Annotated in this window: 18 protein-coding genes and 1 pseudogene; 14 read left to right on the top strand and 5 right to left on the bottom strand. The window is 66.8% G+C overall.

Annotation, left to right across the window (positions count from 1 at the left end):
• The first annotated feature begins 134 nt into the window (after window positions 1–134).
• Together CupriaWKF_RS07895 and CupriaWKF_RS07890 are read left to right on the top strand one after the other, a co-directional pair.
• Entirely contained in the window at window positions 135–1,304 is a 1,170-nt protein-coding gene (locus CupriaWKF_RS07895) for an MFS transporter (RefSeq protein ID WP_276100437.1), read from the top strand.
• A gap of 68 nt (window positions 1,305–1,372) precedes the next feature.
• Window positions 1,373–2,830 (top strand): PQQ-dependent sugar dehydrogenase, encoded by a 1,458-nt coding sequence (locus CupriaWKF_RS07890; protein WP_276100436.1) that lies wholly within the window; start codon window positions 1,373–1,375, stop codon window positions 2,828–2,830.
• Window positions 2,831–2,848: 18 nt separating this feature from the next.
• Here CupriaWKF_RS07890 and CupriaWKF_RS07885 read toward each other — a convergent pair.
• Window positions 2,849–3,218 (bottom strand): annotated as a pseudogene (locus CupriaWKF_RS07885) (glyceraldehyde-3-phosphate dehydrogenase); the annotation flags it as partial.
• A 390-nt stretch (window positions 3,219–3,608) separates the two neighbouring features.
• Between CupriaWKF_RS07885 and purT the strand changes: the two are divergent.
• Window positions 3,609–4,814, top strand: a complete 1,206-nt coding sequence (gene purT / locus CupriaWKF_RS07880; RefSeq protein ID WP_276100434.1) for a formate-dependent phosphoribosylglycinamide formyltransferase — start codon at window positions 3,609–3,611, stop codon at window positions 4,812–4,814.
• 3 nt (window positions 4,815–4,817) lie between these two features.
• On the opposite strand, the gene CupriaWKF_RS07875 is transcribed toward purT, so the two are convergent.
• Both CupriaWKF_RS07875 and CupriaWKF_RS07870 read right to left on the bottom strand, forming a co-directional pair.
• Window positions 4,818–6,128 carry a mechanosensitive ion channel domain-containing protein gene (locus CupriaWKF_RS07875; RefSeq protein ID WP_276100433.1) on the bottom strand — a complete coding sequence of 437 codons (1,311 nt, stop codon included), beginning with the start codon at window positions 6,126–6,128 and terminating at the stop codon, window positions 4,818–4,820.
• A 69-nt stretch (window positions 6,129–6,197) separates the two neighbouring features.
• Window positions 6,198–6,515 carry a multidrug efflux SMR transporter gene (locus tag CupriaWKF_RS07870; protein WP_276100431.1) on the bottom strand — a complete coding sequence of 106 codons (318 nt, stop codon included), beginning with the start codon at window positions 6,513–6,515 and terminating at the stop codon, window positions 6,198–6,200.
• 117 nt (window positions 6,516–6,632) lie between these two features.
• On the opposite strand from CupriaWKF_RS07870, the gene CupriaWKF_RS07865 reads away from it, so the two are divergent.
• Complete coding sequence (locus CupriaWKF_RS07865; protein WP_276100430.1) at window positions 6,633–7,571, top strand: LysR family transcriptional regulator; 939 nt, start codon at window positions 6,633–6,635, stop codon at window positions 7,569–7,571.
• Here the strand turns inward: CupriaWKF_RS07865 and CupriaWKF_RS07860 are convergent.
• Complete coding sequence (locus CupriaWKF_RS07860) at window positions 7,501–8,751, bottom strand: HD-GYP domain-containing protein (protein WP_276100429.1); 1,251 nt, start codon at window positions 8,749–8,751, stop codon at window positions 7,501–7,503. The two genes, CupriaWKF_RS07865 and CupriaWKF_RS07860, sit on opposite strands and share 71 nt — an antisense overlap.
• A gap of 222 nt (window positions 8,752–8,973) precedes the next feature.
• Here CupriaWKF_RS07860 and CupriaWKF_RS07855 point away from each other — a divergent pair, with 222 nt between their 5' ends.
• From CupriaWKF_RS07855 to CupriaWKF_RS07840, 4 genes are all read left to right on the top strand, one after another.
• Complete coding sequence (locus CupriaWKF_RS07855) at window positions 8,974–9,267, top strand: putative quinol monooxygenase (protein ID WP_276100428.1); 294 nt, start codon at window positions 8,974–8,976, stop codon at window positions 9,265–9,267.
• Window positions 9,268–9,393: 126 nt separating this feature from the next.
• Window positions 9,394–10,398: a cysteine synthase A gene (locus CupriaWKF_RS07850; protein ID WP_276100427.1), complete on the top strand. Its 1,005-nt coding sequence runs from the start codon at window positions 9,394–9,396 to the stop codon at window positions 10,396–10,398.
• 78 nt (window positions 10,399–10,476) lie between these two features.
• Window positions 10,477–11,919 (top strand): PLP-dependent aminotransferase family protein, encoded by a 1,443-nt coding sequence (locus tag CupriaWKF_RS07845; RefSeq protein ID WP_276100425.1) that lies wholly within the window; start codon window positions 10,477–10,479, stop codon window positions 11,917–11,919.
• 129 nt (window positions 11,920–12,048) lie between these two features.
• The gene (locus CupriaWKF_RS07840; protein ID WP_276100424.1) at window positions 12,049–12,486 is read left to right on the top strand and encodes a carboxymuconolactone decarboxylase family protein; all 438 of its coding nucleotides are present in this window, start codon (window positions 12,049–12,051) and stop codon (window positions 12,484–12,486) included.
• Between the two features lie 18 nt (window positions 12,487–12,504).
• Here the strand turns inward: CupriaWKF_RS07840 and prpR are convergent, their stop codons facing one another.
• Window positions 12,505–14,496: a propionate catabolism operon regulatory protein PrpR gene (gene prpR, locus CupriaWKF_RS07835; RefSeq protein ID WP_276100423.1), complete on the bottom strand. Its 1,992-nt coding sequence runs from the start codon at window positions 14,494–14,496 to the stop codon at window positions 12,505–12,507.
• Window positions 14,497–14,749: 253 nt separating this feature from the next.
• Between prpR and prpB the strand changes: the two genes are divergently transcribed.
• From prpB to CupriaWKF_RS07805, 6 genes are all read left to right on the top strand, one after another.
• Window positions 14,750–15,658 (top strand): methylisocitrate lyase, encoded by a 909-nt coding sequence (prpB, locus tag CupriaWKF_RS07830; RefSeq protein WP_011297971.1) that lies wholly within the window; start codon window positions 14,750–14,752, stop codon window positions 15,656–15,658.
• 34 nt (window positions 15,659–15,692) lie between these two features.
• A complete protein-coding gene (prpC, locus tag CupriaWKF_RS07825) occupies window positions 15,693–16,847 on the top strand; it encodes a 2-methylcitrate synthase (RefSeq protein ID WP_276100422.1) in 1,155 nt (384 codons plus the stop codon).
• A gap of 90 nt (window positions 16,848–16,937) precedes the next feature.
• A complete protein-coding gene (acnD, locus tag CupriaWKF_RS07820; RefSeq protein ID WP_276100421.1) occupies window positions 16,938–19,550 on the top strand; it encodes a Fe/S-dependent 2-methylisocitrate dehydratase AcnD in 2,613 nt (870 codons plus the stop codon).
• A 68-nt stretch (window positions 19,551–19,618) separates the two neighbouring features.
• Entirely contained in the window at window positions 19,619–20,812 is a 1,194-nt protein-coding gene (prpF, locus tag CupriaWKF_RS07815) for a 2-methylaconitate cis-trans isomerase PrpF (RefSeq protein WP_276100420.1), read from the top strand.
• Between the two features lie 55 nt (window positions 20,813–20,867).
• The gene (locus tag CupriaWKF_RS07810; RefSeq protein ID WP_276100419.1) at window positions 20,868–22,310 is read left to right on the top strand and encodes a bifunctional 2-methylcitrate dehydratase/aconitate hydratase; all 1,443 of its coding nucleotides are present in this window, start codon (window positions 20,868–20,870) and stop codon (window positions 22,308–22,310) included.
• A gap of 201 nt (window positions 22,311–22,511) precedes the next feature.
• A complete protein-coding gene (locus CupriaWKF_RS07805) occupies window positions 22,512–23,636 on the top strand; it encodes an asparaginase (protein WP_276100418.1) in 1,125 nt (374 codons plus the stop codon).
• Window positions 23,637–23,788: the final 152 nt, after the last annotated feature.

The raw sequence follows: 23,788 nt of genomic DNA, 5'->3' as shown, positions 1-23,788 counted from the left end.
AGCGCCTGCTTAATCCCCATGCGGAACGGCGCGGGTCCATCGGGACAACAATAGCGACCTGAGACGACGCCCCCGTGCCATCCCGCTTCGACGCGCTCCGCCCGGCGCTCCCCATCCTCCTGGGCGCCTCTGTCATGTTGAGCCTGGCCATGGGGCTGCGCCAGAGCCTGGGCATCTTCATGCCGCCGCTGACCAGGGACATCGGCATCTCAGTCTCCGATTTCACTGTGGCCATTGCCGTGCAGAACCTGGCCTGGGGCCTGCTGCAACCGCTCGCGGGCGCGTGGGCCACACGCGTCGGGTTCCGGCCGCTGATGATGGGCGGCTCGCTGCTCTATGTGATCGGCCTGGTGCTGCTGTGCACGTCACACGGCATGGTCGGCGTGACGCTGGGTGCGGGCGTGGCCATTGGTGCGTCGATGGCCTGCACGGGCAGCGCGATCTCCATGGCCGTGGCGGCGCGCCCGGTGCCTGCGGCATTGCGCAGCACGGTGCTAGGGCTGGTATCGGGCGCGGGATCGCTGGGTGCGCTGATCGCCGCGCCGATCGGCCAGGTGGTTGCGCAGTCGTTCGGCTGGCGCACCGGCGTGGCGGCCTTCGTCGTGCTGGCGCTGGTGATGCTCCCCGCCGCGTGGTTCGCCGGCCGCGTGGACCGCCTGCCCATCGCCACGCCGCAAGGCTCGGATCAGCACAACGCGCGCCAGGCGCTGGGCTCGGCGTTGCGCCACGTACCGTTCCTGGTCATGGCAATGGCCTACTTCGTGTGCGGCATGCAACTGGTCTTCCTGACCACTCACCTGCCCTCCTATCTCGATATCTGCGGCATGGACCCGATGCTGAGCGCGAAGGCGCTCGGTGTCATCGGCGGCTTCAATGTGCTGGGCAGCATCTTCTTCGGCTGGGCCGGCGGGCGCGTCAACAAGCTGATGCTGCTGGGCTGCATCTACACCATCCGTTCGCTGGCGCTGACGTGGTATTTCTCCTCGGCACCCACGCCGTCGAGCACGCTGGTGTTTGCAGCGGTGATGGGCTTCCTGTGGCTTGGCGTGGCGCCGCTGGTGGCGGGCTGGATCGGCGAGACCTTCGGCCTGCGCTGGCAGGCCATGCTCGGCGGCATGGCCTTCTTCAGCCACCAGATCGGCAGCTTTGTCGGTGCCTTCGGCGGCGGCCTTGTGTATGACGCGCTGGGGTCGTACACGCTGGCCTGGCAGGTCGGCGTGGGCCTTGGCCTGACCGCGGGCCTGGCCCAGATTGCCTTTGCCGTGGCGACGCAGCGCCGCCCGCCGGCGCTGGCCACGCCATGACACCTGCGCAGTGATTTCCGAGGTGTCCTGAACTAGTCTTCGTTGGGAGGCCCCCGACGGAGATACCCATGTCACGTGCGCGAACCGGCATCCGGCGCGCTGCCCTGCTGCTGGTCGCCTGCATCCTGGCGGCCGCCTGCGGCGGCAGCGTGCAGGTGTCGATCAATAGCGGCACGCCGCCTGCCGGCGCCCTGGCAGTCGTCATCGGCGGGCTGCCGGCTGGCACCAGCGGCGATGTGACCGTGAACGGGCCGTCCGGCTTCCGCCAGCGCCTGGGCAGCAGCGCCACGCTGTCCGGCCTGGCGTCCGGCATCTACACCGTGGTGGCAGCCAGCGTGCTGTCCGGCACGGCCGCGTTCTTTCCCCAGCCTGCCACGCAACAGGTGACTGTGGGCAACGGCACGGCAAGCGCCACCGTGACATACGGATCGTCGCAGCCCTTCGCGCTGGCGCTGCAGGCAGTTGCAAGCGGCCTGGCGGAGCCGGTCTTCCTGACGTCACCCGCCAATGACACGAGGCTGTTCATTGTCGAGCGCGCGGGGCGCATCCGCGTGATGCAGGGCGGCACGCTGCTGGCCACGCCTTTCCTCGATATTGCATCGCTGACGACCACGGACGGCGAGCGCGGCCTGCTGTCGATGGCATTCGATCCCGCGTACGCGGCAAACGGCCGCTTTTATGTCTACTACACCAACTCGGCGGGCAATATCACCATTGCACGCTATCAGGTCTCGGCGTCGAACCCCAATGTCGCGGACCCGGCCGCCACGATCCTGCTCACCATCCCTCACCCGAGCTTCAGCAACCACAACGGCGGGCTGCTGGCCTTCGGGCCCGACGGCATGCTCTACCTGGGCACGGGCGATGGCGGCAGCGAAGGTGACCCGTCAGGCAACGCGCAGAACCTCAATTCGCTGCTGGGCAAACTGCTGCGTATCGATGTCAGCGGTGCCCAGGCGTATGCGATCCCTCCCGGCAATCCGTTTGCGGGCCAGCCCGGGCGCCGCAGTGAGATTTGGGCAAGTGGCCTGCGTAACCCCTGGCGCTTCGCGTTCGACAACACGGACGGCACCCTCTACATTGCCGACGTGGGCCAGGACCAGCACGAGGAGATCGATGTGGTCGCATCTGCCACGGGCGGCCTGAACTATGGCTGGAACCGGACCGAAGGCTCGGCATGCTTCGGGGCGCCGACCTGCGACATGCAGGGCATTGCCCAGCCACAACTTGACTACCGCCATGATGCGAACGGAGGCTGCGCGGTGGTCGGCGGCTATGTCTACCGCGGCAGCGCCATGCCGCCCTTGCGCGGCCGCTACCTGTATTCGGACCTGTGCAGCGGCTGGCTGCGCAGCTTCGATTTTCGCGACGCAGCGGCTGAACAGCTTGACTGGGGCATCACCATCCCCGGCAACGTGCTGTCGTTTGGCACGGATGCGCAGGGCGAGATCTACGTGCTGGCCGACCCGTTCACCTCGTCAGGTAGCGGCAAGGTGTACCGCATCGTCCAACGCAATACGCCGTAAGCCTGGCTGCGCGGCAATTCAATGCCAGGCGCTGCCGACCTGGATGTAGAACGCGTTCTGCCCTTTGCTATGGGCGACGTCGATACCCATGGAGACGCCGAGCTTGCGCGCGATCATGTAGCAGAAGCCGGCACCCACGCTGTAGACGTTGGCGGCATCGGAGAAATCGTTCCAGCGTCCGTAGGCCTTGCCGGTTCCGGTGAAGCCCAGCAGCGACCAGCGCGGCGTGACATCCCAGCGCAACTCCATTTCCGCCATGACGGCATTGCGGTCCTGGTAGCGGCCCTTCTGCACGCCACGCAGGTCCCACGCCACGCAGGTCCACGTAAGGCTGCGCGTAGAACGGCACGTCGCTGGTGGAAAAGTGCGTGTCGGCGCGCAACCCGACAGGCTGCGGGCCGGCTTCGTTTCCGCCGGGGCTGCCGACGCAGCATCCTGTGCCTGCGCCGCCCCCCAGGCCGACAAGCCCGGCACTGCCAGCAGCGTGGCAAGCTGATTCCGTACGGATCGTGGTGGAGTATTCATGCTGGTATGGCGGCCGTCGCATGCACCGTTCTCCAGACGGCAAACATGCGGCCAGTCCGTCGGGTGACCATGCGCTCTCCTTCTGCTTGCCATAGCTGCCGAATGTATCGCGGCAGGCAGGCCCAGGGCCGCAGGCCGTCATGAAACTTTTCGAGGGGGTGAATTCAATCGTGTGCGCCCCGGAACGCGCGCTGGCAGGCGCCGGCGTGCACTACAATGCCGGCTTCCCCAGCTTCGCGAGCCACGACGCCCCATGACCACCATCGGAACCCCTCTCTCCCCTTCGGCCACCAAGGTCATGCTGCTCGGCTCCGGCGAGCTCGGCAAGGAAGTGCTGATTGCGCTGCAGCGGCTCGGTGTCGAGACCATTGCCGTCGACCGCTACGAGAACGCACCCGGCCAGCAGGTCGCCCACCATGCCCGCACCATCGCCATGAGCGATCCGGACCAGCTCAAGGCGCTGATCGAAGCGGAACAGCCGCAGCTCGTGGTGCCCGAGATCGAGGCCATTGCGACGCCCATGCTCGAAACACTGGAGGCTGCCGGCGTGGTGCGCGTGATTCCCACCGCAAGGGCCGCGCGCCTCACCATGGACCGCGAGGGCATCCGCCGTCTCGCGGCCGAAACGCTGGGCCTGCCGACCAGTCCGTACAAGTTCTGCGATTCGCTCGAAGAACTGCAGGCCGCGATCGATGGCGGCATCGGCTACCCGTGCGTGGTCAAGCCGGTCATGAGCAGTTCGGGCAAGGGCCAGAGCAAGATCGACGGGCCTGAAGGCGTCAAGGCGGCGTGGGACTACGCCATGGCCGGCGGCCGTGTAAGCCACGGCCGCGTGATCGTGGAGGGCTTCATCGATTTCGACTACGAGATCACCCTGCTGACCGTGCGCGCGCTTGGCGCCGACGGCCAGGTCGAAACCCAGTTCTGCGCGCCCATCGGCCACGTGCAGGTCAGCGGCGACTATGTCGAAAGCTGGCAGCCGCACCCGATGCACCCGGCGGCGCTGGAAAAAGCCCAGCACATTGCGCGCGCGGTGACCTCGGACCTCGGCGGCCAGGGCCTGTTCGGCGTGGAGCTGTTCGTCAAGGGCGAGCAGGTCTGGTTCAGCGAAGTCAGCCCGCGCCCGCACGACACCGGCATGGTGACGATGGCCACGCAGTGGCAGAACGAGTTCGAGCTGCACGCGCGCGCCATCCTGGGCCTGCCGGTCAGCACGGCACTGAAGAGCCCTGGCGCCAGCGCCGTCATCTACGGCGGCGTGGAGGCCCAGGGCGTGGTGTTCGACGGCGTGGACGAGGCCCTGCGCGTGCCGCAGACCGAGGTGCGCCTGTTCGGCAAGCCCGAGAGCTTCGCCAGGCGCCGCATGGGCGTAGCGCTGGCCTATGCCGACAATGTCGACACCGCACGCGAGCGCGCCAAGGAAGCCGCCGGGCGCGTCAGGCCGCGCGTGGCAGGCTGAGGACTAACGCGTCGGCGATGCCGTCTCGGGTGTCGCCGCTTGCACCGCGGCGACCTGCGCCGCGGCCAGTACCGGGTTGGCGCGCACCCCTGTCAGGTCCGCGCCCGACGGCGCCTGGTAGAGGCGCAGGCTCAGCTCGGGCAGGATCGCCAGCAGGTGGTCGAACAGGTCGCCCTGGATGCGCTCGTAGTCCATCCACCCGGTCAGCCGCGTGAAGCAGTAGACCTCGACCGGAATGCCGTGCGAATCGGGCTCCATCATGCGCACGTTGAGCAGCAGGTTCTGGTGGATATCGGGGTGCGCCTTGAGGTAGGCAATGCCATAGGCGCGGAACGTGCCGATATTGGTCAGGCGCCGGCGGTTGACCGGATCGCCGCCGCCCTCGACCAGCAGCCGGTTGGCCTCGTCGACCTCGGCCTGCTTCTGCTCGAGGTAGTCGTGCAGCAGCCGGAAGCGCATCAGCGCATGCACTTCGTCGTCGCTCAGGAAACGCACGCTGCCGGCGTCCAGGCGCAGCGTGCGCTTGATGCGGCGCGCGCCCGATTCGAACATCTGGCGGTAGTTGCGGTAGCTCTCCGAGAACAGCTTGTAGGTCGGCACCGTGGTCACGGTGTTGTCCCAGTTCTGCACCTTCACCGTATGCAGGGCGATGTCCTTGACGTAGCCGTCGGCATTGCATTGCGGCATCTCGATCCAGTCGCCGATGCGCAGCATGTCGTTCGATGTCAGCTGGGTGCTGGCCACCAGTGACAGCAGCGTGTCCTTGAACACCAGCAGCAGCACCGCTGACAGCGCGCCGATGCCCGACAGCATCCACAGCGGCGAGCGGTCGATCAGGATCGACAGCACCAGCACGCCGCACACCAGCCAGAGGCCCAGGCGCCCCACCTGCACATAGCCCTTGATCGAGCGCGTCTGCGCACGCGTGCTGCCGGCATACACGTCCTGCCAGGCGCCCAGCGCGCCGACCATCATCATGAAGATGCAGACCCAGGTGCCCGCGTGCGTGATCCGCTCGACGGCCAGCGCGTAGCGGCCGATGTTCGGTACCTCGCCGGCGCCCACCGTGATCACGGCGAACCACACGGCATAGCCGAAGCGCCGGTACACCCGGTGACGCATGAGCGCCTTGCTCCAGCGGCCGTTGCCGGCGATGACCAGCAGCCGGTGCGCCATGCGCGAGACCACCTTGGCTACCAGCCACTGGGCCACCGTGGCGCCCAGGATCAGGAGCGCCATGTAGGTGAGGTTCTGCGCCCACGGACGCGTGGGCATGTAATGCTGGATCAGGTCCGGCAGGGCATCGAAGTCCATGAAAGGCGGAAAAAGTCAGCTCGCTCAGCCGCACAGTGTACAAAAAGGCGGCGAGCCCGCCCCCGCCCGTCATGAGGGCAGCAGTTTCAGCCCGCCTATGCCGACGAAAATGAGTGCGATCAGCGCAAGCCGCGCCGGCGCCGCGCTTTCGCCCAGGAAGACAATGCCGGCGAGCGTCACGCCGATGGCGCCGATGCCGGTCCACACCGCGTAGGCGGTCCCCACCGGCAGCTGGCGCAACGCCCCGCTGAGCAGGAAGATGCTGGCCAGCGCGGCGCCGATGCCCAGCGCGGTCGGCCAGGGACGCGTCCATCCGTCGGTATGTTTGAGCGCCAGCGCCATCACGATCTCGATCAGGCCGGCAAGGATCAGCAGGGTCCAGGACATGGTAAGGGTCAGTCAGTACGGGAGCGGGCTGCCCGCGTTTGCAGGCAGCGCCATGCCAATGTAGGCTGTGCGCCTGAGCACGGCAATTCGCCAATCTTGCGCGGGAGTTATGCAAAGATGCACGACGCGGACTGGGACGACCTGAGGTACTTCCTGGCGGTGAGCCGCGCCGGATCGCTGGCTGGGGCGGCTCGGGCGCTGCAGGTCAACCACTCCACGGTGCTGCGCCGGCTGGCCAGCCTGGAGGATGACCTCGGCACCCGCCTGTTCGACCGGCACCAGGGCGGCTACGCGCTGACCTCGGCGGGCGAGACGCTGGCGGCGCAGCTCGCCATGGTGGATGAGCTGATCGATGCCGCGCAGCGCCAGCTGGGCGGGCTCGACGCCCAGCTCAGCGGCCCGCTGCGCGTCACCACCACGGACACCCTGCTTGGCCCCCTGCTGATGCCGATGCTGGCGGAATTCCGCGACCTGCACCCGCGCATCCAGCTGCAGGTCGTGGTCAACAACACGTTCCTGAACCTGAACCGGCGCGAAGCGGATATTGCCGTGCGGCCGGCCACCGCGCCTCCGGAACACCTGGTCGGCCGCCAGGCCGGTCTGCTGCAGACGGCGCCTTACGCCGCCCGCGGCTACCTGCGGCAGTTTGGCCGCGGGCGGGCGCCGCGCGATGGCGAGCCGTGGGACAACTATGACTGGGTGGTACCGGACGATACCTTGTCACACCTGGCCCAGGCGCGCTGGGTCGCCGCCAATGTGCCGCAGGACCGCCGCTCAGTCTGCGCGGACAGCCTGGTGGCGATGGCCGAGGCCGTGCGCCAGGGCATGGGCGCGGGCATGCTGCTCTGCCTGCTTGCCGATCCGGACCGCGAACTGGTCAGGCTGGCGCCGCCCGACCCGGCATTGGACACGCCGCTCTGGATCCTGACGCATCCGGACTTGCGCGGCAGCGCGCGCGTCCGGGCCTTCAGCGACTTCCTGCTGGCTAAGCTCCAGGCATCGCCGTGGCTGTTGCCGCCTCCACCGCGCCAGGCTGCCCCTTCCCGGCGTAGATAGCCAGCAGCTGCTCGTCGGTATAGCCCCAGTCCGCCGGGTCTTCAAAGGCCACCACGGTATCGCTGCTGTGGCGCAAATCGATGACCTGCGGCGTCAGCGGGCTCGAATCCTCTACCGAGTAGAACGCCATCACGCGCGGACGCAGCGGTTCGGACTCATGCTGGGCGCACACCACCGCCAGCCGGTTCGAGCGCAACCGCAGCACCGTACCGAGCGGATAGATGCCCACGGTGCGCGTAAAAGCCTTGAACACGCGGCGGTCGAACAGCGTGTCGACGCGCACCGCCATGTATTCCATGGCCCGCGCCGGCGACCATTCCTGGTGCCCCGGGCGGCTGGAAGTCAGCGAATCGTAGGTATCGCAGATGGCCGCGATCTTGGCGTGGACGCTGAGTTCGCGCCCCATCAGGCCAAACGGATAGCCGCGCCCGTCCACGCGCTCATGGTGGTGCACGCAGACGTCCAGCACGATGTTCGCATTCACGCGCGCCTCGTTGAGGATGCGATAGCCTGTCGACGGATGGCGACGGATCTCCTCGTCCTCGCCGGGCTTGCGCGAAGTGGGCTTGTGCAGCACGGCCTCGGGCAGCGTCAGCTTGCCGATGTCGTGCACCAGGCCGGCCAGGCCCAGATCGCGCACCTCTTCGGGCGGCAGCTCCATCGTGCGCCCGACGGCGACCATCAGCGCGCACATGGCGAACGCGTGCATATAGCTGTAGTCGTCGCGCGCCTTGAGCCGCGCCAGCGCGATCAGCGCCTGCGAATGCCGCGACAGCGACTGCGACGCCGAGTCCACCAGCAGCAAGGCGCCGTCGATCTCCAGCGCGCGTCCCATGCGCACGTCGGCAAACATGGAGCCGATCACCGACTTGCCCGACTGGAGCAATTCGCGCGCGAGGCCGAATTCGGCTTCCAGGCTCGCGGCGGCTACCGGCGCCGGCGCCGGTTCCGGTTCCGGCGTCTCCCATGGGCTCAGCGCCGCCTGCGGGGTCGGCGCGTTGCGGCCCTTGAGGATGTCGATCCAGACTTCCTGCACGCCCGAAGACCGGAGCTGGCTGACCTGGTCCTCGCTGGCCACCAGGAATTTCGACCGCGAGAACGCCCGCGCGTGCCAGGGCCCGCCCAGCTTGGCCACGAACATGCCGACCTGCAGTTGCTCCGTCCTGATTCGTCTCAACATGCAATGCCCCCGTGTGAAGTGATGCCACGTTCTCGGCCGCATATCGGCAGCTGCGGCCAATACTTTAGAAAAAGTGCGTCAGGAACCGACGCGGGCGCGGCTGTCAAGCCATCGAAAAATGTCCAGACAGGCTCCTCGGGCATTCCGGGCCAGCCGCCGGGCCCGGCTACAATGGCCCGCCAAACGCTTACCTGACGCCCGCAGACGCTCGCCGGTCATCCCATGTCCAGAACGTACACGCTAGTCGGCATTGCCCGCGCCAAGACCAATCGCCGCGAAGCCCTGGTGACCCAGCTCGATTCGCTGCGCACGCGCGGGCTGACGGAGCCAGGCTGCCTGAACTACCACGTCGGGCAGGACGCCGAAGACGCCGAAGTCTTCGTGGTCTACATGGTCTGGGATTCCAAGGGCGCGCTGGAGTCCCACCTGAACCGCGAATATATGCGTGACTTTCACGCCACCCGCCAGGAGCTGGTCGAAGGCGACTTCCGCTTCCGCTGGCTGAATGCCGCATAAAGGCACCGCATAGAGGCGTTGCATAAGAGTCCGGCGCGCTGCGCCGCCCGTCTTGTCAATCTCCGATGCCCGGTCTATCACTCTGGGTGACGCCCCATACCTCATGGGGCGTGGCAGGAGTGCGCCATGGACATCAGGGATGGTTTCGTCGGCACTGTCGGACACACGCCGCTGATCCGGCTCGGCGGGCTGAGCGCCGAGACCGGTTGCGACATCTATGGCAAGGCGGAATTCCTGAATCCCGGCGGCTCGGTCAAGGACCGCGCGGCGCTCTACATCATCCGCGACGCCGAACGCCGCGGCACCCTCAGGCCGGGCGGCACGGTCGTCGAGGGCACCGCCGGCAATACCGGCATCGGCCTTGCGCATATCTGCGCCGCGCGCGGCTATCGCTGCATCGTGGTCATCCCCGATACCCAGTCCCCCGAAAAGATGGAGCGCCTGCGCATGCTCGGCGCCGAGGTACGCGCGGTTCCGGCCAAGCCGTACGCCGACCCGGACAACTACCAGAAGATTGCCGGCCGGCTGGCGGACCAGACCGAGAACGCCATCTGGGCCAACCAGTTCGACAACTTGGCCAACCGCCAGGCCCACTATGAAACCACCGGGCCGGAGATCTGGCATGACACGGCAGGACGGGTCGACGCCTTCGTGTGCGCCACTGGTACCGGCGGCTCGCTGGCAGGGATCTCGCGCTGCCTGAAGGAACATACGCCGCACGTGCGCATCGTGCTCGCCGATCCTTGCGGCAGCAGCCTGTATAACTTCGTCAAGCACCGCGAACTGAAGTCCGAAGGCAGTTCGATCACCGAGGGCATCGGTTCCAGCCGCGTCACCGCCAACCTGCAGGACACCGTGATCGACGACGCCGTGCGGGTCGATGACCAGGCCTGCGTCGACATGGTCTATCGCCTGCTGCGCGAAGAAGGACTGTTCCTGGGCGGGTCCACGGGCATCAACGTTGCGGCGGCCGTCGCGCTGGCGCGCGAAATGGGACCGGGGCATAGCATCGTCACCCTGCTCTGCGACCGCGGCGATCTTTACTTCGGACGGCTCTTCAATCAGGATTGGCTGGCCGGAAAAGGGCTGGTGCCGGCGCCGTTCACCCACGCAGCGCCGCGAGCGGGCTAGCCAGGCGCCCGGTTCCGGCGGCGGCCCTGCCCGGGCCGTTGCCCATACCCAGCGCAAACCACCTTCAAGCCAGAACCGATGGATGTCCACCTTACGATCCACGGCCGCCAGGGCCTGGCCGGCCAGATCTATCGCCAGCTGCGCGCCGGCGTCATGGATGGCCGGCTCGCGCCGGGCCAGCGGCTGCCTTCCACGCGGCAACTGGCACTGCAGCTCGGCGTCTCGCGCAAGACCACGCTCGATGTGTTCGAGCGGCTGATCGCCGAGGGCTACCTGCGCTCGCGCACCGGCGACGGCACCTTCGTGGCCGACGCCATGACGCGGCTGGCGCCGCCGCCGCCCGTGCCGGCAACCTCGCCAGCCACAGGCTCGATCTGGTCGCAGATGGAGGACGCGCTGCCGATGACGCCCACGGACACGCCGCCAGCCTACGACTTCGTCGGCGGCGTGACTGACAAGGGCCTGTTTCCGTTCGACCAGTGGCGCCGCTGTGTCGGCCATGCACTGCGGGTGCAGGCGCGCGGGCGCGGCACCTACCACGACCCGGCCGGCGAGCAGGCGTTGCGCCAGGCCGTGGCGAGCTACCTGGCCTTCAGCCGCGCCGTGGTCAGCCACTGGCACGACGTGATCATCACGCAAGGTGCGCAGCAGGCGCTGGACTTGCTGACCAAGGTCTCCGTCCGCCCCGGCGAAGTGGTTGCCATGGAAGATCCTGGCTATCCACCGGCGCGCATCATCTTCGCTGCGCTGGGTGCGCAGGTGGTACCGGTGCCCGTGGATGAGGAAGGGCTGGTGGTCGACGCGCTGCCGGCGAACGCCAGGATGGTCTATGTCACGCCGTCCCACCAGTTCCCGCTGGGCATGCCCATGAGCCTCGAGCGCCGGCTGGCCCTGCTGGAATGGGCGCAACGCCACGGCGCGCTCGTCGTGGAAGATGACTACGACGGCGAGTTCCGCTTCGAAGGCCGCCCCATGGAATCGCTCAAGAGCCTGGACACGGCCGGCGTGGTGGCCTATGTGGGGACCTTTTCCAAAACCATCTTCCCGGAATTGCGCGTCGGCTATGTCATTCCGCCCGCATCGCTCGGCGCGGCACTGCGCCGGGCCAAGCAGGTGGGCGACTGGCATAGCTGCACCATGACGCAGATAGCGCTGGCGAAGTTCATGCTCGACGGCTATTTCGCCAAACACCTGCGACGCATGCACAAGGAATACGCCGCGCGCCGCACCGCCCTGCTGGAACATCTGCGCGGCGACCTGGCGCCGTGGCTCACGCCGCTGCCGTGCGCGGTGGGCATCCACCTGGTGGCAGCCATCCGGGCGCCCCAGGACGAAAGCGAGGTGATCCGCCTCGCGGCGGCCGAATCGGTCGGGATTTACGGCCTGGCCGGCATGTTTGCCAGCCAGGCGCCACGGCCGGGGCTGCTGTTCGGCTATGGCGGCATCGGCGTCGACGCGATCCATGCGGGGCTTGCCCGGCTGGCCAGCGCCCTTGCCAGCCGGCGCCAGGGCACCGCCTGAGCTGGCCCCATTGGTTACCTCGAATTTGTCAGGATCGGCCATTTCGCATAGCCACTCCGCGTCCTACGCTTGTTCTCACGGCGGCGCCCGGCGGCGCCGCGCAACCCACACACCGAACCGGAGCACGCGATGCAACATCGTCTGGATTTCTACAAGGCCAGTCCGGCTGCCATCAAGGCCGTCATGGCACTGGAAGAGCAGATCGGCAAGAGTGGACTGGAACAGTCGCTGGTGGAACTGGTGCGGCTGCGTGCCTCGCAGATCAACGGCTGCGCCTACTGCATCGACATGCACACGCGCGACGCGCGCAAGCACGGCGAGGATGACCGGCGGCTGGCTACGCTGTCGGTATGGCATGAAACGCCGTTCTTCACGGAGCGCGAGCGGGCCGCGCTGGCGTGGACCGAAGCCGTGACGCTGGTGTCGCAGGACCATGTGCCGGACGCCGTCTGGGAAGCCGTGCGCCCGCACTTCGAGGATGCGGAGCTGGTCAACCTGACGCTGTTGGTCAACGCCATCAACACGTGGAACCGCTTCGCGATTGCGTTCCGCAAAATGCCCGCTTGAAGAAGGTGCCCGGCGCCCTCAGTCGGCCCGGAGCCGCCGCCACAGCGTGGTCGGGCTGATCCCAAGGATGTGGCACGCCGCGTTGCGATCGCCGCCGCATTCGGCCAGTACACGCCGGATATACTCGGTCTCGCTGGCCTGCGCGACACCAGCCAGCGAACGGCCGACGCGGCGCTGCCGGTTACCGCGCGCGTGATCCTGCGCCGGCAGGTCGGCAGCCATCCGCTCTTCTTGCGTTTCGCCCCCGTCATTGCCGAACAATTCCGGCACGGCGGCATGCAGTTCGCGCAGCAGTTCCGCGGGCTCCAGCGGACGGCCCGCCACGAGCACGGCAATGCGCTCGGTCACATTCTCCAGTTCCCTGATATTGCCGGGCCAATGGTAGCCGGCCAGCCGGACACGGGCTGCCTCCGGCAGGCCCTCCTGATGCTCCAGCCCCAACCGTTCGAGCGCACGCTGGTAAAGCAGGTTCGCGAGTTCCGGCAGGTCCCCGGCACGCTCGCGCAGCGGCGGCACCTCGATGCGCAGGATGTTCAGGCGGTAGTAAAGGTCCTGGCGGAAGCTGCCCTCGCGCACGCGCTGCGCGAGGTCGCGGTGCGTGGCGGCGATCACGCGCACATTGACCGGCACGGCCTCCAGCCCGCCGATCGGCAACACCTGCTTTTCCTGCAGCACGCGCAGCAGGCGCGTCTGCAGTGCGGGAGGCATGTCGCCAACCTCGTCCAGGAACAGCGTGCCGTTGTGGGCCGACTCGAACAGGCCAGCCTTGCCGCCGCGCCGCGCGCCGGTGAAGGCGCCCTCCTCGTAGCCGAACAGTTCGCTTTCAAGGAGTGTCTCGGGAAATGCCGCGCAGTTGACGGCAACGAACGGGAACGCGCGGCGTGGGCTGGCATCGTGCATGCCTTGCGCCAGCACCTCCTTGCCGGTGCCGCTCTCGCCGCCGATCAGCACGGTCGAATCGACCACCGCATAGCGCCGCGCCAGGTCACGCAGGTGCGTCATGGCGGCCGAGGTACCTGCCAGGTCATCCAGGCTGTAGCGCACGCCCGGCAGCCGCGTGCGGCTGCGCGAACGCAGATTGCGGTCCACGCGCTGGATGGCGGTGGCATCCTGCAGGGTCAGCAGCGCGCCGGTGGTGCCGGACTCACTGACGAGGGGGATGCGGTTGACCACGACCATGCGATCGCCCACCTTCTGGATGGCTTCGAGTTCCTTGGTGCCGCTCTGGATCACGTCGTCCAGCGAGAGGCCCGGCGACAGCGCCTGCAGCTTGCGCCCGACCGCATTCGCCGCCGGCGTGCCAAGGAACCGTTCCATCGCCGGATTGAACGACTGGATGCGGCCTTCGCCGTCGACGGCTGCCACGCCTTCATTGAGGTGCGCGAGGATGGTGTTGACGTAGTCGCGCCGGCCGGATTCGATGCGCCGCAGGCGCGCGGCCTCGATCGCGTCTTCGAGCGCCATGCGCACGGAGTTGCCCGAGTACAGGAACACGCCGATCAGGCCGAGCCGGTCCGCCAGGTCCGTCACCAGGCCTGGGCCGACTACGACCTTCACGCCTTCCTGCTTGAGCGTCTGGACGCGCGCGGTGGCATCGTCCTCGGTCAGGTACGTGTAGGCGGGAATCGACAGCGAAAAGGCGCGGGTGAATTCGTCCACCTCCGCATAGGTGGAAGCGTGCGTCACGAGCGCCACATTGGGTGAAATGCGGCGCGCGGTCGCCAGCGCGCTCATCACATCGAAGCCGGTCACCTTGACCAGCACCACGGGGACGTCGACGTGCTGGCGCAGGTAGGCGCCGTTAGAGCCGCCCGATACCACCACATCGAGCTTGCCTTCGCGCGCCTCGCGCCGGATGGCGTCGGCCGCCGAATCGTAGGCCCGGCCGACGATGCGGAACTCCGCACGGTGGGAATAGGCGGGGATCAGTTCCGCAAAGGCGCGCTGCAGGCGGCTGATGCCGAGCGCCCAGATGCGCGGCAGGCCGGGAGAAGAGACGGGAGGTGCCATGGTGCTTCATGCGTAGAGTGACGCCATTGTGCCCGCGATGAATTTGAATTTCAATCGTGAAATCCGAATTCCACTCATGCAATGCAATAGTGACGTGAATTGATGCTCGGCGCGTCCAACTGCGTACCGCCCGCAGGGAAATATCCCGACAAATCAAGGCATTACACCTATTTCACCGCCCTGCTCCAGCGCCTGGCACACCCCTTGCAGTATTGGGCCCGTTCTTCATTGCCTGAAACGAGACACTGCAACCATGACCTATTCCGCTTCCGACCTGGCCCGTTCGGCCGGCGCCCGCTTCCGCCAGGCCCTGGCTGAAGAGCATCCGCTGCAGGTGGTGGGCACCATCAACGCCAACCACGCCCTGCTGGCCAAGCGCGCCGGCTATCGCGCCATCTACCTGTCGGGCGGCGGCGTGGCCGCCGGCTCGCTTGGCCTGCCCGACCTGGGCATCTCCGGTCTGGAAGACGTTCTGATCGACGTGCGCCGCATCAGCGACGTGTGCGATGTGCCGCTGCTGGTCGACGTCGACACCGGCTTCGGCTCGTCGGCCTTCAACGTGGCCCGCACCACGCGCTCGCTGATCAAGGCCGGCGCCGGTGCCATGCACATCGAAGACCAGGTTGGCGCCAAGCGCTGCGGCCATCGCCCGAACAAGGAAATCGTCACGCAGACCGAGATGGTGGACCGCATCAAGGCCGCCGTGGATGCCCGTACCGACGAGAACTTCGTGATCATGGCGCGTACCGACGCGCTGGCCGTCGAAGGCCTGGAAAGCGCCATCGAGCGCGCCGTGGCATGCGTCGAGGCTGGCGCCGACGCGATCTTCCCGGAAGCCATGACCGACCTGGCCATGTACCGCAAGTTCGTCGACGCGGTGAAGGTGCCGGTGCTGGCCAACATTACCGAATTCGGCGCCACGCCGCTGTTCACCACCGACGAACTGGCCGGCTCCGGCGTGTCGATGGTGCTGTACCCGCTGTCGGCCTTCCGCGCGATGAACAAGGCCGCCGAGAACGTCTACACCGCCATCCGCCGCGACGGCACCCAGAAGAACGTGGTCGAGACCATGCAGACTCGCGCCGAACTCTACGAGAGCATCGGCTACCACGCCTACGAACAGAAACTCGACGCCCTGTTTGCCCAGGGCAAGGCCAAGTAAGGCCAGCCGAACCGTACCTCACAAGGAGACCCTGATGTCCGAAGCACAACCGATCGCCACCCCGAAGCCCAAGAAGTCCGTTGCCCTGTCGGGCGTGACCGCCGGTAACACCGCCCTGTGCACTGTCGGCCGTACCGGCAACGACCTGCACTACCGCGGCTATGACATCCTGGATGTGGCCGACGCCTGCGAGTTCGAGGAAATCGCCCACCTGCTGGTCCACGGCAAGCTGCCGAACAAGGCCGAACTGGCCGCCTACAAGACCAAGCTGAAGTCGCTGCGCGGCCTGCCCGCCAACGTCAAGGCCGCCCTGGAATGGGTGCCCGCCTCGGCCCACCCGATGGACGTGATGCGCACCGGCGTGTCCGTGCTCGGTACAGTGCTGCCCGAGAAGGACGACCACAACACGCCGGGCGCGCGCGACATCGCCGACCAGCTGATGGCCAGCCTGGGCTCGATGCTGCTGTACTGGTACCACTACAGCCACAATGGCCGCCGCATCGAAGTCGAGACCGACGACGACTCGATCGGCGCCCACTTCCTGCACCTGCTGCACGGCAAGAAGCCGTCGGCGCTGTGGGAGCGCGCCATGCACACCTCGATGATCCTGTACGCGGAGCACGAGTTCAACGCCTCGACCTTCACCGGCCGCGTCATCGCCGGCACGGGCTCGGACATGCACTCGGCCATCTGCGGCGCGATCGGCGCGCTGCGCGGCCCCAAGCACGGCGGCGCCAATGAAGTGGCCTTCGAGATCCAGAAGCGCTACGACAGCCCCGACGAAGCCCAGGCCGACATCACCCGCCGCGTCGAGAACAAGGAAGTCGTGATCGGCTTCGGCCACCCGGTGTACACCATTGCCGACCCGCGCAACCAGGTGATCAAGGAAACCGCGCGCCAGCTGTCCAAGGACGCCGGCTCGATGAAGATGTTCGACATCGCCGAGCGCCTGGAAACGGTGATGTGGGACATCAAGAAGATGTTCCCGAACCTGGATTGGTTCAGCGCCGTGAGCTATCACATGATGGGCGTGCCGACCGCGATGTTCACGCCGCTGTTCGTGATCGCGCGTACCTCCGGCTGGGCTGCGCACATCATCGAGCAGCGCATCGACAACAAGATCATCCGCCCGAGCGCCAACTACACTGGTCCTGAGAACCTGGAGTTCGTGCCGATCGAGAAGCGCTGATCACACCGCGCTGACTGGGGAACGTGGAACGGGGCGCATTGCGCCCTGTTCCACAGTTCCTGTGCTTGACCCCGTATTCCTCCCCACGCCATGAACACTGCACACCGCAAACCACTGCCGGGCACCAAGCTGGATTTCTTCGATGCGCGCGAAGCCGTCGAGGCAATCCAGCCGGGTGCCTATGACAAGCTGCCCTACACGTCGCGCGTGCTGGCCGAGAACCTCGTGCGCCGCTGCGACCCGGCCACGCTGACCGATTCGCTGAAACAGCTCATCGAGCGCAAGCGCGAGCTGGATTTCCCGTGGTTCCCGGCGCGCGTGGTATGCCATGACATCCTGGGCCAGACCGCGCTGGTGGACCTGGCCGGCCTGCGCGACGCGATTGCCGACCAGGGCGGCGACCCCGCCAAGGTCAACCCCGTGGTGCCGGTGCAGCTGATCGTCGACCACTCGCTGGCCGTGGAATGTGGCGGCTTCGACCCCGACGCCTTCGCCAAGAACCGCGCCATCGAGGACCGTCGCAACGAAGACCGCTTCGACTTCATCAACTGGACCAAGAAGGCCTTCCAGAACGTCGACGTGATCCCCCCGGGCAACGGCATCATGCACCAGATCAACCTGGAGAAGATGTCGCCCGTGATCCACGCTGACAAGGGCGTGGCTTATCCCGATACCTGCGTGGGCACCGACAGCCACACGCCGCACGTCGACGCGCTGGGCGTGATCGCCATCGGCGTGGGCGGCCTGGAAGCCGAGAACGTCATGCTGGGCCGCGCCTCGTGGATGCGCCTGCCCGATATCGTCGGCGTCGAGCTGACCGGCAAGCGCCAGCCCGGCATCACCGCCACCGACATCGTGCTGGCCCTGACTGAATTTCTGCGCAAGGAAAAGGTCGTCGGCGCCTACCTGGAATTCCGCGGCGAAGGTGCCTCTAGCCTGACGCTCGGCGACCGCGCAACGATTTCCAACATGGCCCCGGAATATGGCGCCACGGCCGCGATGTTCTTCATCGACGACCAGACGCTGGACTACCTGCGCCTGACCGGCCGCGAGGACGAGCAGGTCAAGCTGGTCGAGACCTATGCGAAGACCGCCGGCCTGTGGGCCGACTCGCTCAAGAACGCCGAATATGAGCGCGTGCTGAAGTTCGACCTGTCGAGCGTGGTGCGCAACATGGCCGGCCCGTCCAACCCGCACAAGCGCCTGCCGACCTCGGCGCTGGCCGAGCGCGGCATCGCCGTCGACCTGGACAAGGCACTGGCGCAGGAAGCCGAAGGCCTGATGCCTGACGGCGCCGTGATCATCGCCGCCATCACCAGCTGCACCAACACCAGCAACCCGCGCAACGTGATTGCCGCCGCCCTGCTGGCACGCAATGCCAATGCGAAGGGCCTGACCCGCAAGCCGTGGGTCAAGTCGTCGCTGGCCCCGGGATCGAAGGCCGTTGAGCTGTACCTCGAGGAATCGAAGCTGCTGCCGGACCTGGAAGCGCTCGGCTTCGGCATCGTCGCCTTCGCCTGCACGACCTGCAACGGCATGTCGGGTGCGCTCGATCCGAAGATCCAGCAGGAAATCATCGACCGCGACCTGTACGCCACCGCCGTGCTGTCGGGCAACCGCAACTTCGATGGCCGCATCCACCCATATGCCAAGCAGGCCTTCCTGGCTTCGCCGCCGCTGGTCGTCGCCTACGCCATCGCCGGCACCATGCGCTTCGACATCGAGCGCGATGTGCTTGGCACCGACAAGGACGGCAAGCCGGTCTACCTGAAGGACATCTGGCCGACCGACGAAGAGATCGACGCGATCGTTGCCAAGGCGGTGAAGCCCGAGCAGTTCCGCAAGGTCTACGAGCCGATGTTCGCGATTACCGCGGCCAGCGGCGAGCAGATCAGCCCGCTGTACGACTGGCGCGCGCAGAGCACCTACATCCGCCGTCCGCCGTACTGGGAAGGCGCTCTGGCCGGCGAGCGCATGCTAAAGGGCCTGCGTCCGCTGGCGGTGCTCGGCGACAACATCACCACCGACCACCTGTCGCCGTCGAACGCGATCCTGGCCAACAGTGCCGCGGGTGAGTACCTGGCCAAGATGGGCCTGCCGGAAGAGGACTTCAACTCCTACGCAACCCACCGCGGCGATCACCTGACCGCGCAGCGCGCCACCTTCGCCAACCCGACGCTGATCAACGAGATGGCCGTGGTCGATGGCCAGGTCAAGAAGGGTTCGCTGGCGCGCGTCGAGCCGGAAGGCAAGGTCGTGCGCATGTGGGAAGCGATCGAGACCTACATGGACCGCAAGCAGCCGCTGATCATCGTCGCGGGTGCCGACTACGGCCAGGGCTCGTCGCGTGACTGGGCAGCCAAGGGCGTGCGCCTGGCGGGCGTGGAAGTGATCGTCGCCGAAGGCTTCGAGCGCATCCACCGCACCAACCTGATCGGCATGGGCGTGCTGCCGCTGGAGTTCAAGCCGGGCGTGAACCGCCTGACGCTGGGCCTGGACGGCACCGAGACCTACGACGTGAGCGGCGAGCGCAAGCCGCGCGCCGACCTGACGCTGGTGATCCACCGCAAGAACGGCGAACGCGTCGAAGTGCCCGTGACCTGCCGCCTGGACAGCGACGAGGAAGTGTCGATCTACGAAGCCGGCGGCGTGCTGCAGCGCTTCGCGCAGGACTTCCTTGAATCCGCGAAAGCGGCTGCCTAAGGTAGCGAGATGAGCGGGCGGTGCGGCAACGTACCGCCCGCTGCAGTTTGACCAGGACAAAGACTTCCATGGCCCACGTACCCCAGATCAAGATTCCCGCCACCTATATCCGCGGTGGCACCAGCAAGGGCGTGTTCTTCCGCCTGCAGGACCTGCCCGAGACCGCCCAGGTCCCGGGCAAGGCACGCGATGCGCTGCTGATGCGCGTGATCGGCAGCCCCGACCCATACGGCAAGCAGATCGACGGCATGGGTGCCGCCACGTCGAGCACGAGCAAGACCGTGATCGTCGCGAAGAGCAGCCGCCCCGACCACGACGTCGACTATTTGTTCGGTCAGGTCTCGATCGACCAGCCCTTCGTCGACTGGAGCGGCAACTGCGGCAACCTGTCGGCAGCGGTCGGCCCGTTCGCGATCAGCGGCGGCCTCGTCGATGCGTCGCGCATCCCGCAGAACGGCACGGCTGTCGTGCGCATCTGGCAGGCGAATATCGGCAAGACCATCATCGCCCACGTGCCCATTACCAACGGTGAAGTGCAGGAGACCGGCGACTTCGAACTCGACGGCGTGACCTTCCCCGCCGCCGAAGTGCAGCTCGAGTTCATGGACCCTGCCGCCGAGGAGGAAGGCGACGGCGGCGGCGCGATGTTCCCGACTGGCAACCTGGTCGACGACCTCGAAGTGCCGGGCGTCGGCACGTTCAAGGCGACCATGATCAATGCCGGCATCCCGACCATCTTCGTCAACGCGGAAGCCATCGGCTATACCGGCACCGAACTGCAGGAAGCCATCAACGGCGACCCGAAGGCGCTGGCGATGTTCGAGACCATCCGTGCCTACGGCGCCGTGCGCATGGGCCTGATCAAGAACGTCGACGAGGCCGCCAAGCGCCAGCACACGCCCAAGGTCGCGTTTGTCGCGAAGCCGAAGGACTATGTCGCGTCCAGTGGCAAGCCGGTCGGCGCCGGTGACGTGGACCTGCTGGTGCGCGCGCTGTCGATGGGCAAGCTGCACCATGCGATGATGGGCACGGCAGCCGTGGCCATCGGCACGGCCGCCGCCATTCCGGGCACCCTGGTCAACCTGGCCGCGGGCGGTGGCGAACGCAATGCGGTTCGCTTCGGCCATCCGTCGGGCACCCTGCGCGTTGGCGCCGAAGCCAGCCAGTCCAATGGCGACTGGACCGTCACCAAGGCCATCATGAGCCGCAGCGCACGTGTGCTGATGGAAGGCTGGGTGCGCGTGCCGGGCGACGCGTTCTGACGTCTGGAGACCGGGCCCGGTCCCGGTCTCGCCCCTGTTTCGCCGGAGGGCCAACATGGAGTCCACCGCACGTCCCGACCCGGACCAGGTCCTGGTCGATATTGCCGACTACGTGACGCAATACAAGGTCAGGAGCCCGCTGGCCTATGACACCGCCCGGCTGTGCCTGATCGACACGCTGGGCTGCGGGCTGGAGGCCCTCTCCTATCCGGCCTGCACCAAGTTGCTAGGCCCGGTCGTGCCCGGCACCATCGTTCCCAACGGAGCCAGGGTACCGGGCACGCAGTTCCAGCTCGACCCCGTCCAGGCCGCCTTCAATATCGGCGCGATGATCCGGTGGCTGGACTTCAACGACACCTGGCTCGCCGCGGAATGGGGACACCCTTCCGACAACCTCGGCGGCATCCTCGCCACGGCCGACTGGCTCTCCCGCACTAACCTGGCCGCTGGCCGCAAGCCGCTGTTCATGAAGGACGTGCTCACGGCCATGATCAAGGCCCATGAGATCCAGGGCTGCATCGCGCTGGAGAACGCGTTCAACAAGGTCGGGCTGGACCATGTAGTGCTGGTCAAGGTAGCGTCCACGGCCGTGGTCGCGCAGATGCTCGGCCTGTCGTATGACGAGATCATCAACGCCCTGTCGCTCGCGTGGGTGGATGGACAAAGCCTGCGCACCTATCGCCATGCGCCCAATACCGGCAGCCGCAAGAGCTGGGCCGCGGGCGATGCCACCAGCCGCGCCGTGCGCCTGGCGCTGATGGCCAGGACCGGCGAGATGGGCTATCCCTCGGCGCTGACGGCGAAGACCTGGGGCTTCTACGACGTGCTCTTCAGGGGGCAGCCGTTCCGTTTCCAGCGACCCTATGGCTCGTACGTGATGGAAAACGTGCTGTTCAAGGTCGCCTATCCGGCGGAATTCCATGCGCAGACAGCGGTGGAAGCGGCCATGTCACTGCATCATCAGCTTGCCGCGATGGGCAAGTCGGCGGCCGAGATCCGGGCCGTGACCATCCGCACGCATGAAGCCTGCGTGCGCATCATCGACAAGAAGGGGCCGCTGCACAACCCCGCCGACCGCGACCACTGCGTCCAGTACATGGTGGCGGTGCCCCTGCTGCTCGGCCGACTGAGCGCCGAGGACTACGAGGACAATGTGGCAGTGGACCCGCGCATCGACGCCTTGCGCGCCCGGATCACCTGTGTGGAGGACCCTGCGCTGACCGCGGACTATCACGATCCGGACAAGCGCGCGATCGCCAACGGGCTGACCGTGGAACTGGACGACGGCACGGTGCTGCCGGAAGTACTGGTGGAATATCCGCTTGGCCACAGGCGTCGCCGCGACGAAGGCACGCCCTTGCTGGTCGAGAAATTCAGGACCAACCTGGCCCGCCGGTTTCCGCCGCGCCAACAGCAGGAGATCCTGCGCGTGTCCCTGGACCAGGCACGGCTCGAACAAATGCCCGTGCATGAGTATCTCGATCTATATGTCATTTGAGTTATCAATTGGGCAGGGTCATGCCGATTTGGCATAACCCTGCCAAGCCCACTCCCGCGGCAATTTCTCCTCCCTTATAGTTGCAGCCGCTGTCGGCACCGGCCCTGAAATCCAGGTCCTGCCCGGCAGCCACCGACCGAATATGGACGGCGGCGTCCTGCCCAAAAGGCGCGCCAAGCCGATCCGCCACCGAGGAGAATCATGAAACGTCTTGCCCGCACCACGAAGCTGGCCGCCGCGCTGTTCGCTGCCAGCCTGATCACCGGCACCGCCCACGCCCAACTCGCTCCGTCCGCACAGCCTTCGGCTGCGCCCGCCGCGGCCCAGGCAGAGGCCCGCAAGGCCAATATCGTCATCATCGGGACGGGCGGCACCATTGCCGGCGCCGGCGCGTCGGCCACCAACACGGCGGCCTACCAATCCGCGGTGGTGCCGGTCGACAAGATCATCGCCTCGGTGCCCGAGATCTCGAAGGTCGCCAACGTCAAGGGCGAGCAGATCTTCCAGATCGGCTCGGAGAGCTTCAACAACGAGCGGCTGCTGAAGCTGGGCAAGCGTGTCTCCGAACTGCTCAAGCAGCCTGACGTGGACGGTATCGTCATCACCCACGGCACCGACACCATCGAGGAAACGGCCTATTTCCTGAACCTGACGCTCAAGAGCGACAAGCCCGTGGTGGTGGTCGGCTCGATGCGTCCGGGTACGGCGCTGGGCGCGGACGGCGCGCTGAACCTGTATGACGCCGTGCTGGTGGCATCCAACCCCGCGTCGCGGGGCAAAGGCACGCTGGCGGTGCTGAATGACGAGATCCACACCGGCCGCGACGTGACCAAGAGCAACACCTTCAAGACCGAGACGTTCCGCTCGCCGTTCGGCCCGCTTGGCTATGTGGTGGAAGGCCGCACGCTGTTCTACCGGCTCCCTGCCCGCCCGCACACCATGCAGACCGAGTTCGACATCGACAAGATCGACAAGCTGCCTGAAGTGGCCGTGGTCTATGCCTACGGCAACGTGAACCCGGGCAGCATCGATGCCGCCGTGAAGAATGGCGCCAAGGCCATCGTCTATGCCGCCACCGGCAATGGCAGTGTCGGCGACTACATGGTCGAGCCGCTGAAGGCCGCTCGCGCCAAGGGCGTGCAGATCGTGCGCGCCTCGCGCACCGGCAGCGGCATCGTGGTCCGCAACGCCGAGCAGCCGGACGACAAGTACGACTGGGTCGTCACCGACGACCAGTTGCCGCAGAAGGCGCGCATCCTGACGGCCCTGGCGCTGACCAAGACCAACGACAGCAAGCAACTGCAGCAAATTATGTGGAAGTACTGAAACCTGGGGACGCAGGTCCCCCAAGTTTCAGAAGGTTGCCGGCGCTACAGCCATGGCAGCAAACGGGCGCGCCGGAAATTCCGGCGCGCTTTTTTTTTCGGTGCTATTGCCTGTCGGTTAATTGCGTTAATGGAGGCAGATCAGGCGAGCCC

Origin of the sequence: Cupriavidus sp. WKF15 (assembly GCF_029278605.1) — a bacterium.
Lineage (GTDB): Bacteria > Pseudomonadota > Gammaproteobacteria > Burkholderiales > Burkholderiaceae > Cupriavidus.
Note: the sequence above shows the minus strand (reverse complement) of the source record. Positions and strands in the feature narration are given on the sequence as shown.

Coding starts and splice junctions, on each gene's coding strand:
- CupriaWKF_RS07870 (WP_276100431.1), bottom strand. CDS start 6,515: ATGTCCTGGACCCTGCTGATCCTTGCCGGCCTGATCGAGATCGTGATG.
- CupriaWKF_RS07845 (WP_276100425.1), top strand. CDS start 10,477: ATGGATGTCCACCTTACGATCCACGGCCGCCAGGGCCTGGCCGGCCAG.
- prpF (WP_276100420.1), top strand. CDS start 19,619: ATGGCCCACGTACCCCAGATCAAGATTCCCGCCACCTATATCCGCGGT.
- prpB (WP_011297971.1), top strand. CDS start 14,750: ATGACCTATTCCGCTTCCGACCTGGCCCGTTCGGCCGGCGCCCGCTTC.
- CupriaWKF_RS07855 (WP_276100428.1), top strand. CDS start 8,974: ATGTCCAGAACGTACACGCTAGTCGGCATTGCCCGCGCCAAGACCAAT.
- CupriaWKF_RS07860 (WP_276100429.1), bottom strand. CDS start 8,751: ATGTTGAGACGAATCAGGACGGAGCAACTGCAGGTCGGCATGTTCGTG.
- prpC (WP_276100422.1), top strand. CDS start 15,693: ATGTCCGAAGCACAACCGATCGCCACCCCGAAGCCCAAGAAGTCCGTT.
- prpR (WP_276100423.1), bottom strand. CDS start 14,496: ATGGCACCTCCCGTCTCTTCTCCCGGCCTGCCGCGCATCTGGGCGCTC.
- CupriaWKF_RS07850 (WP_276100427.1), top strand. CDS start 9,394: ATGGACATCAGGGATGGTTTCGTCGGCACTGTCGGACACACGCCGCTG.
- CupriaWKF_RS07875 (WP_276100433.1), bottom strand. CDS start 6,128: ATGGACTTCGATGCCCTGCCGGACCTGATCCAGCATTACATGCCCACG.
- CupriaWKF_RS07840 (WP_276100424.1), top strand. CDS start 12,049: ATGCAACATCGTCTGGATTTCTACAAGGCCAGTCCGGCTGCCATCAAG.
- purT (WP_276100434.1), top strand. CDS start 3,609: ATGACCACCATCGGAACCCCTCTCTCCCCTTCGGCCACCAAGGTCATG.
- CupriaWKF_RS07810 (WP_276100419.1), top strand. CDS start 20,868: ATGGAGTCCACCGCACGTCCCGACCCGGACCAGGTCCTGGTCGATATT.
- CupriaWKF_RS07805 (WP_276100418.1), top strand. CDS start 22,512: ATGAAACGTCTTGCCCGCACCACGAAGCTGGCCGCCGCGCTGTTCGCT.
- CupriaWKF_RS07865 (WP_276100430.1), top strand. CDS start 6,633: ATGCACGACGCGGACTGGGACGACCTGAGGTACTTCCTGGCGGTGAGC.
- acnD (WP_276100421.1), top strand. CDS start 16,938: ATGAACACTGCACACCGCAAACCACTGCCGGGCACCAAGCTGGATTTC.
- CupriaWKF_RS07895 (WP_276100437.1), top strand. CDS start 135: ATGTTGAGCCTGGCCATGGGGCTGCGCCAGAGCCTGGGCATCTTCATG.
- CupriaWKF_RS07890 (WP_276100436.1), top strand. CDS start 1,373: ATGTCACGTGCGCGAACCGGCATCCGGCGCGCTGCCCTGCTGCTGGTC.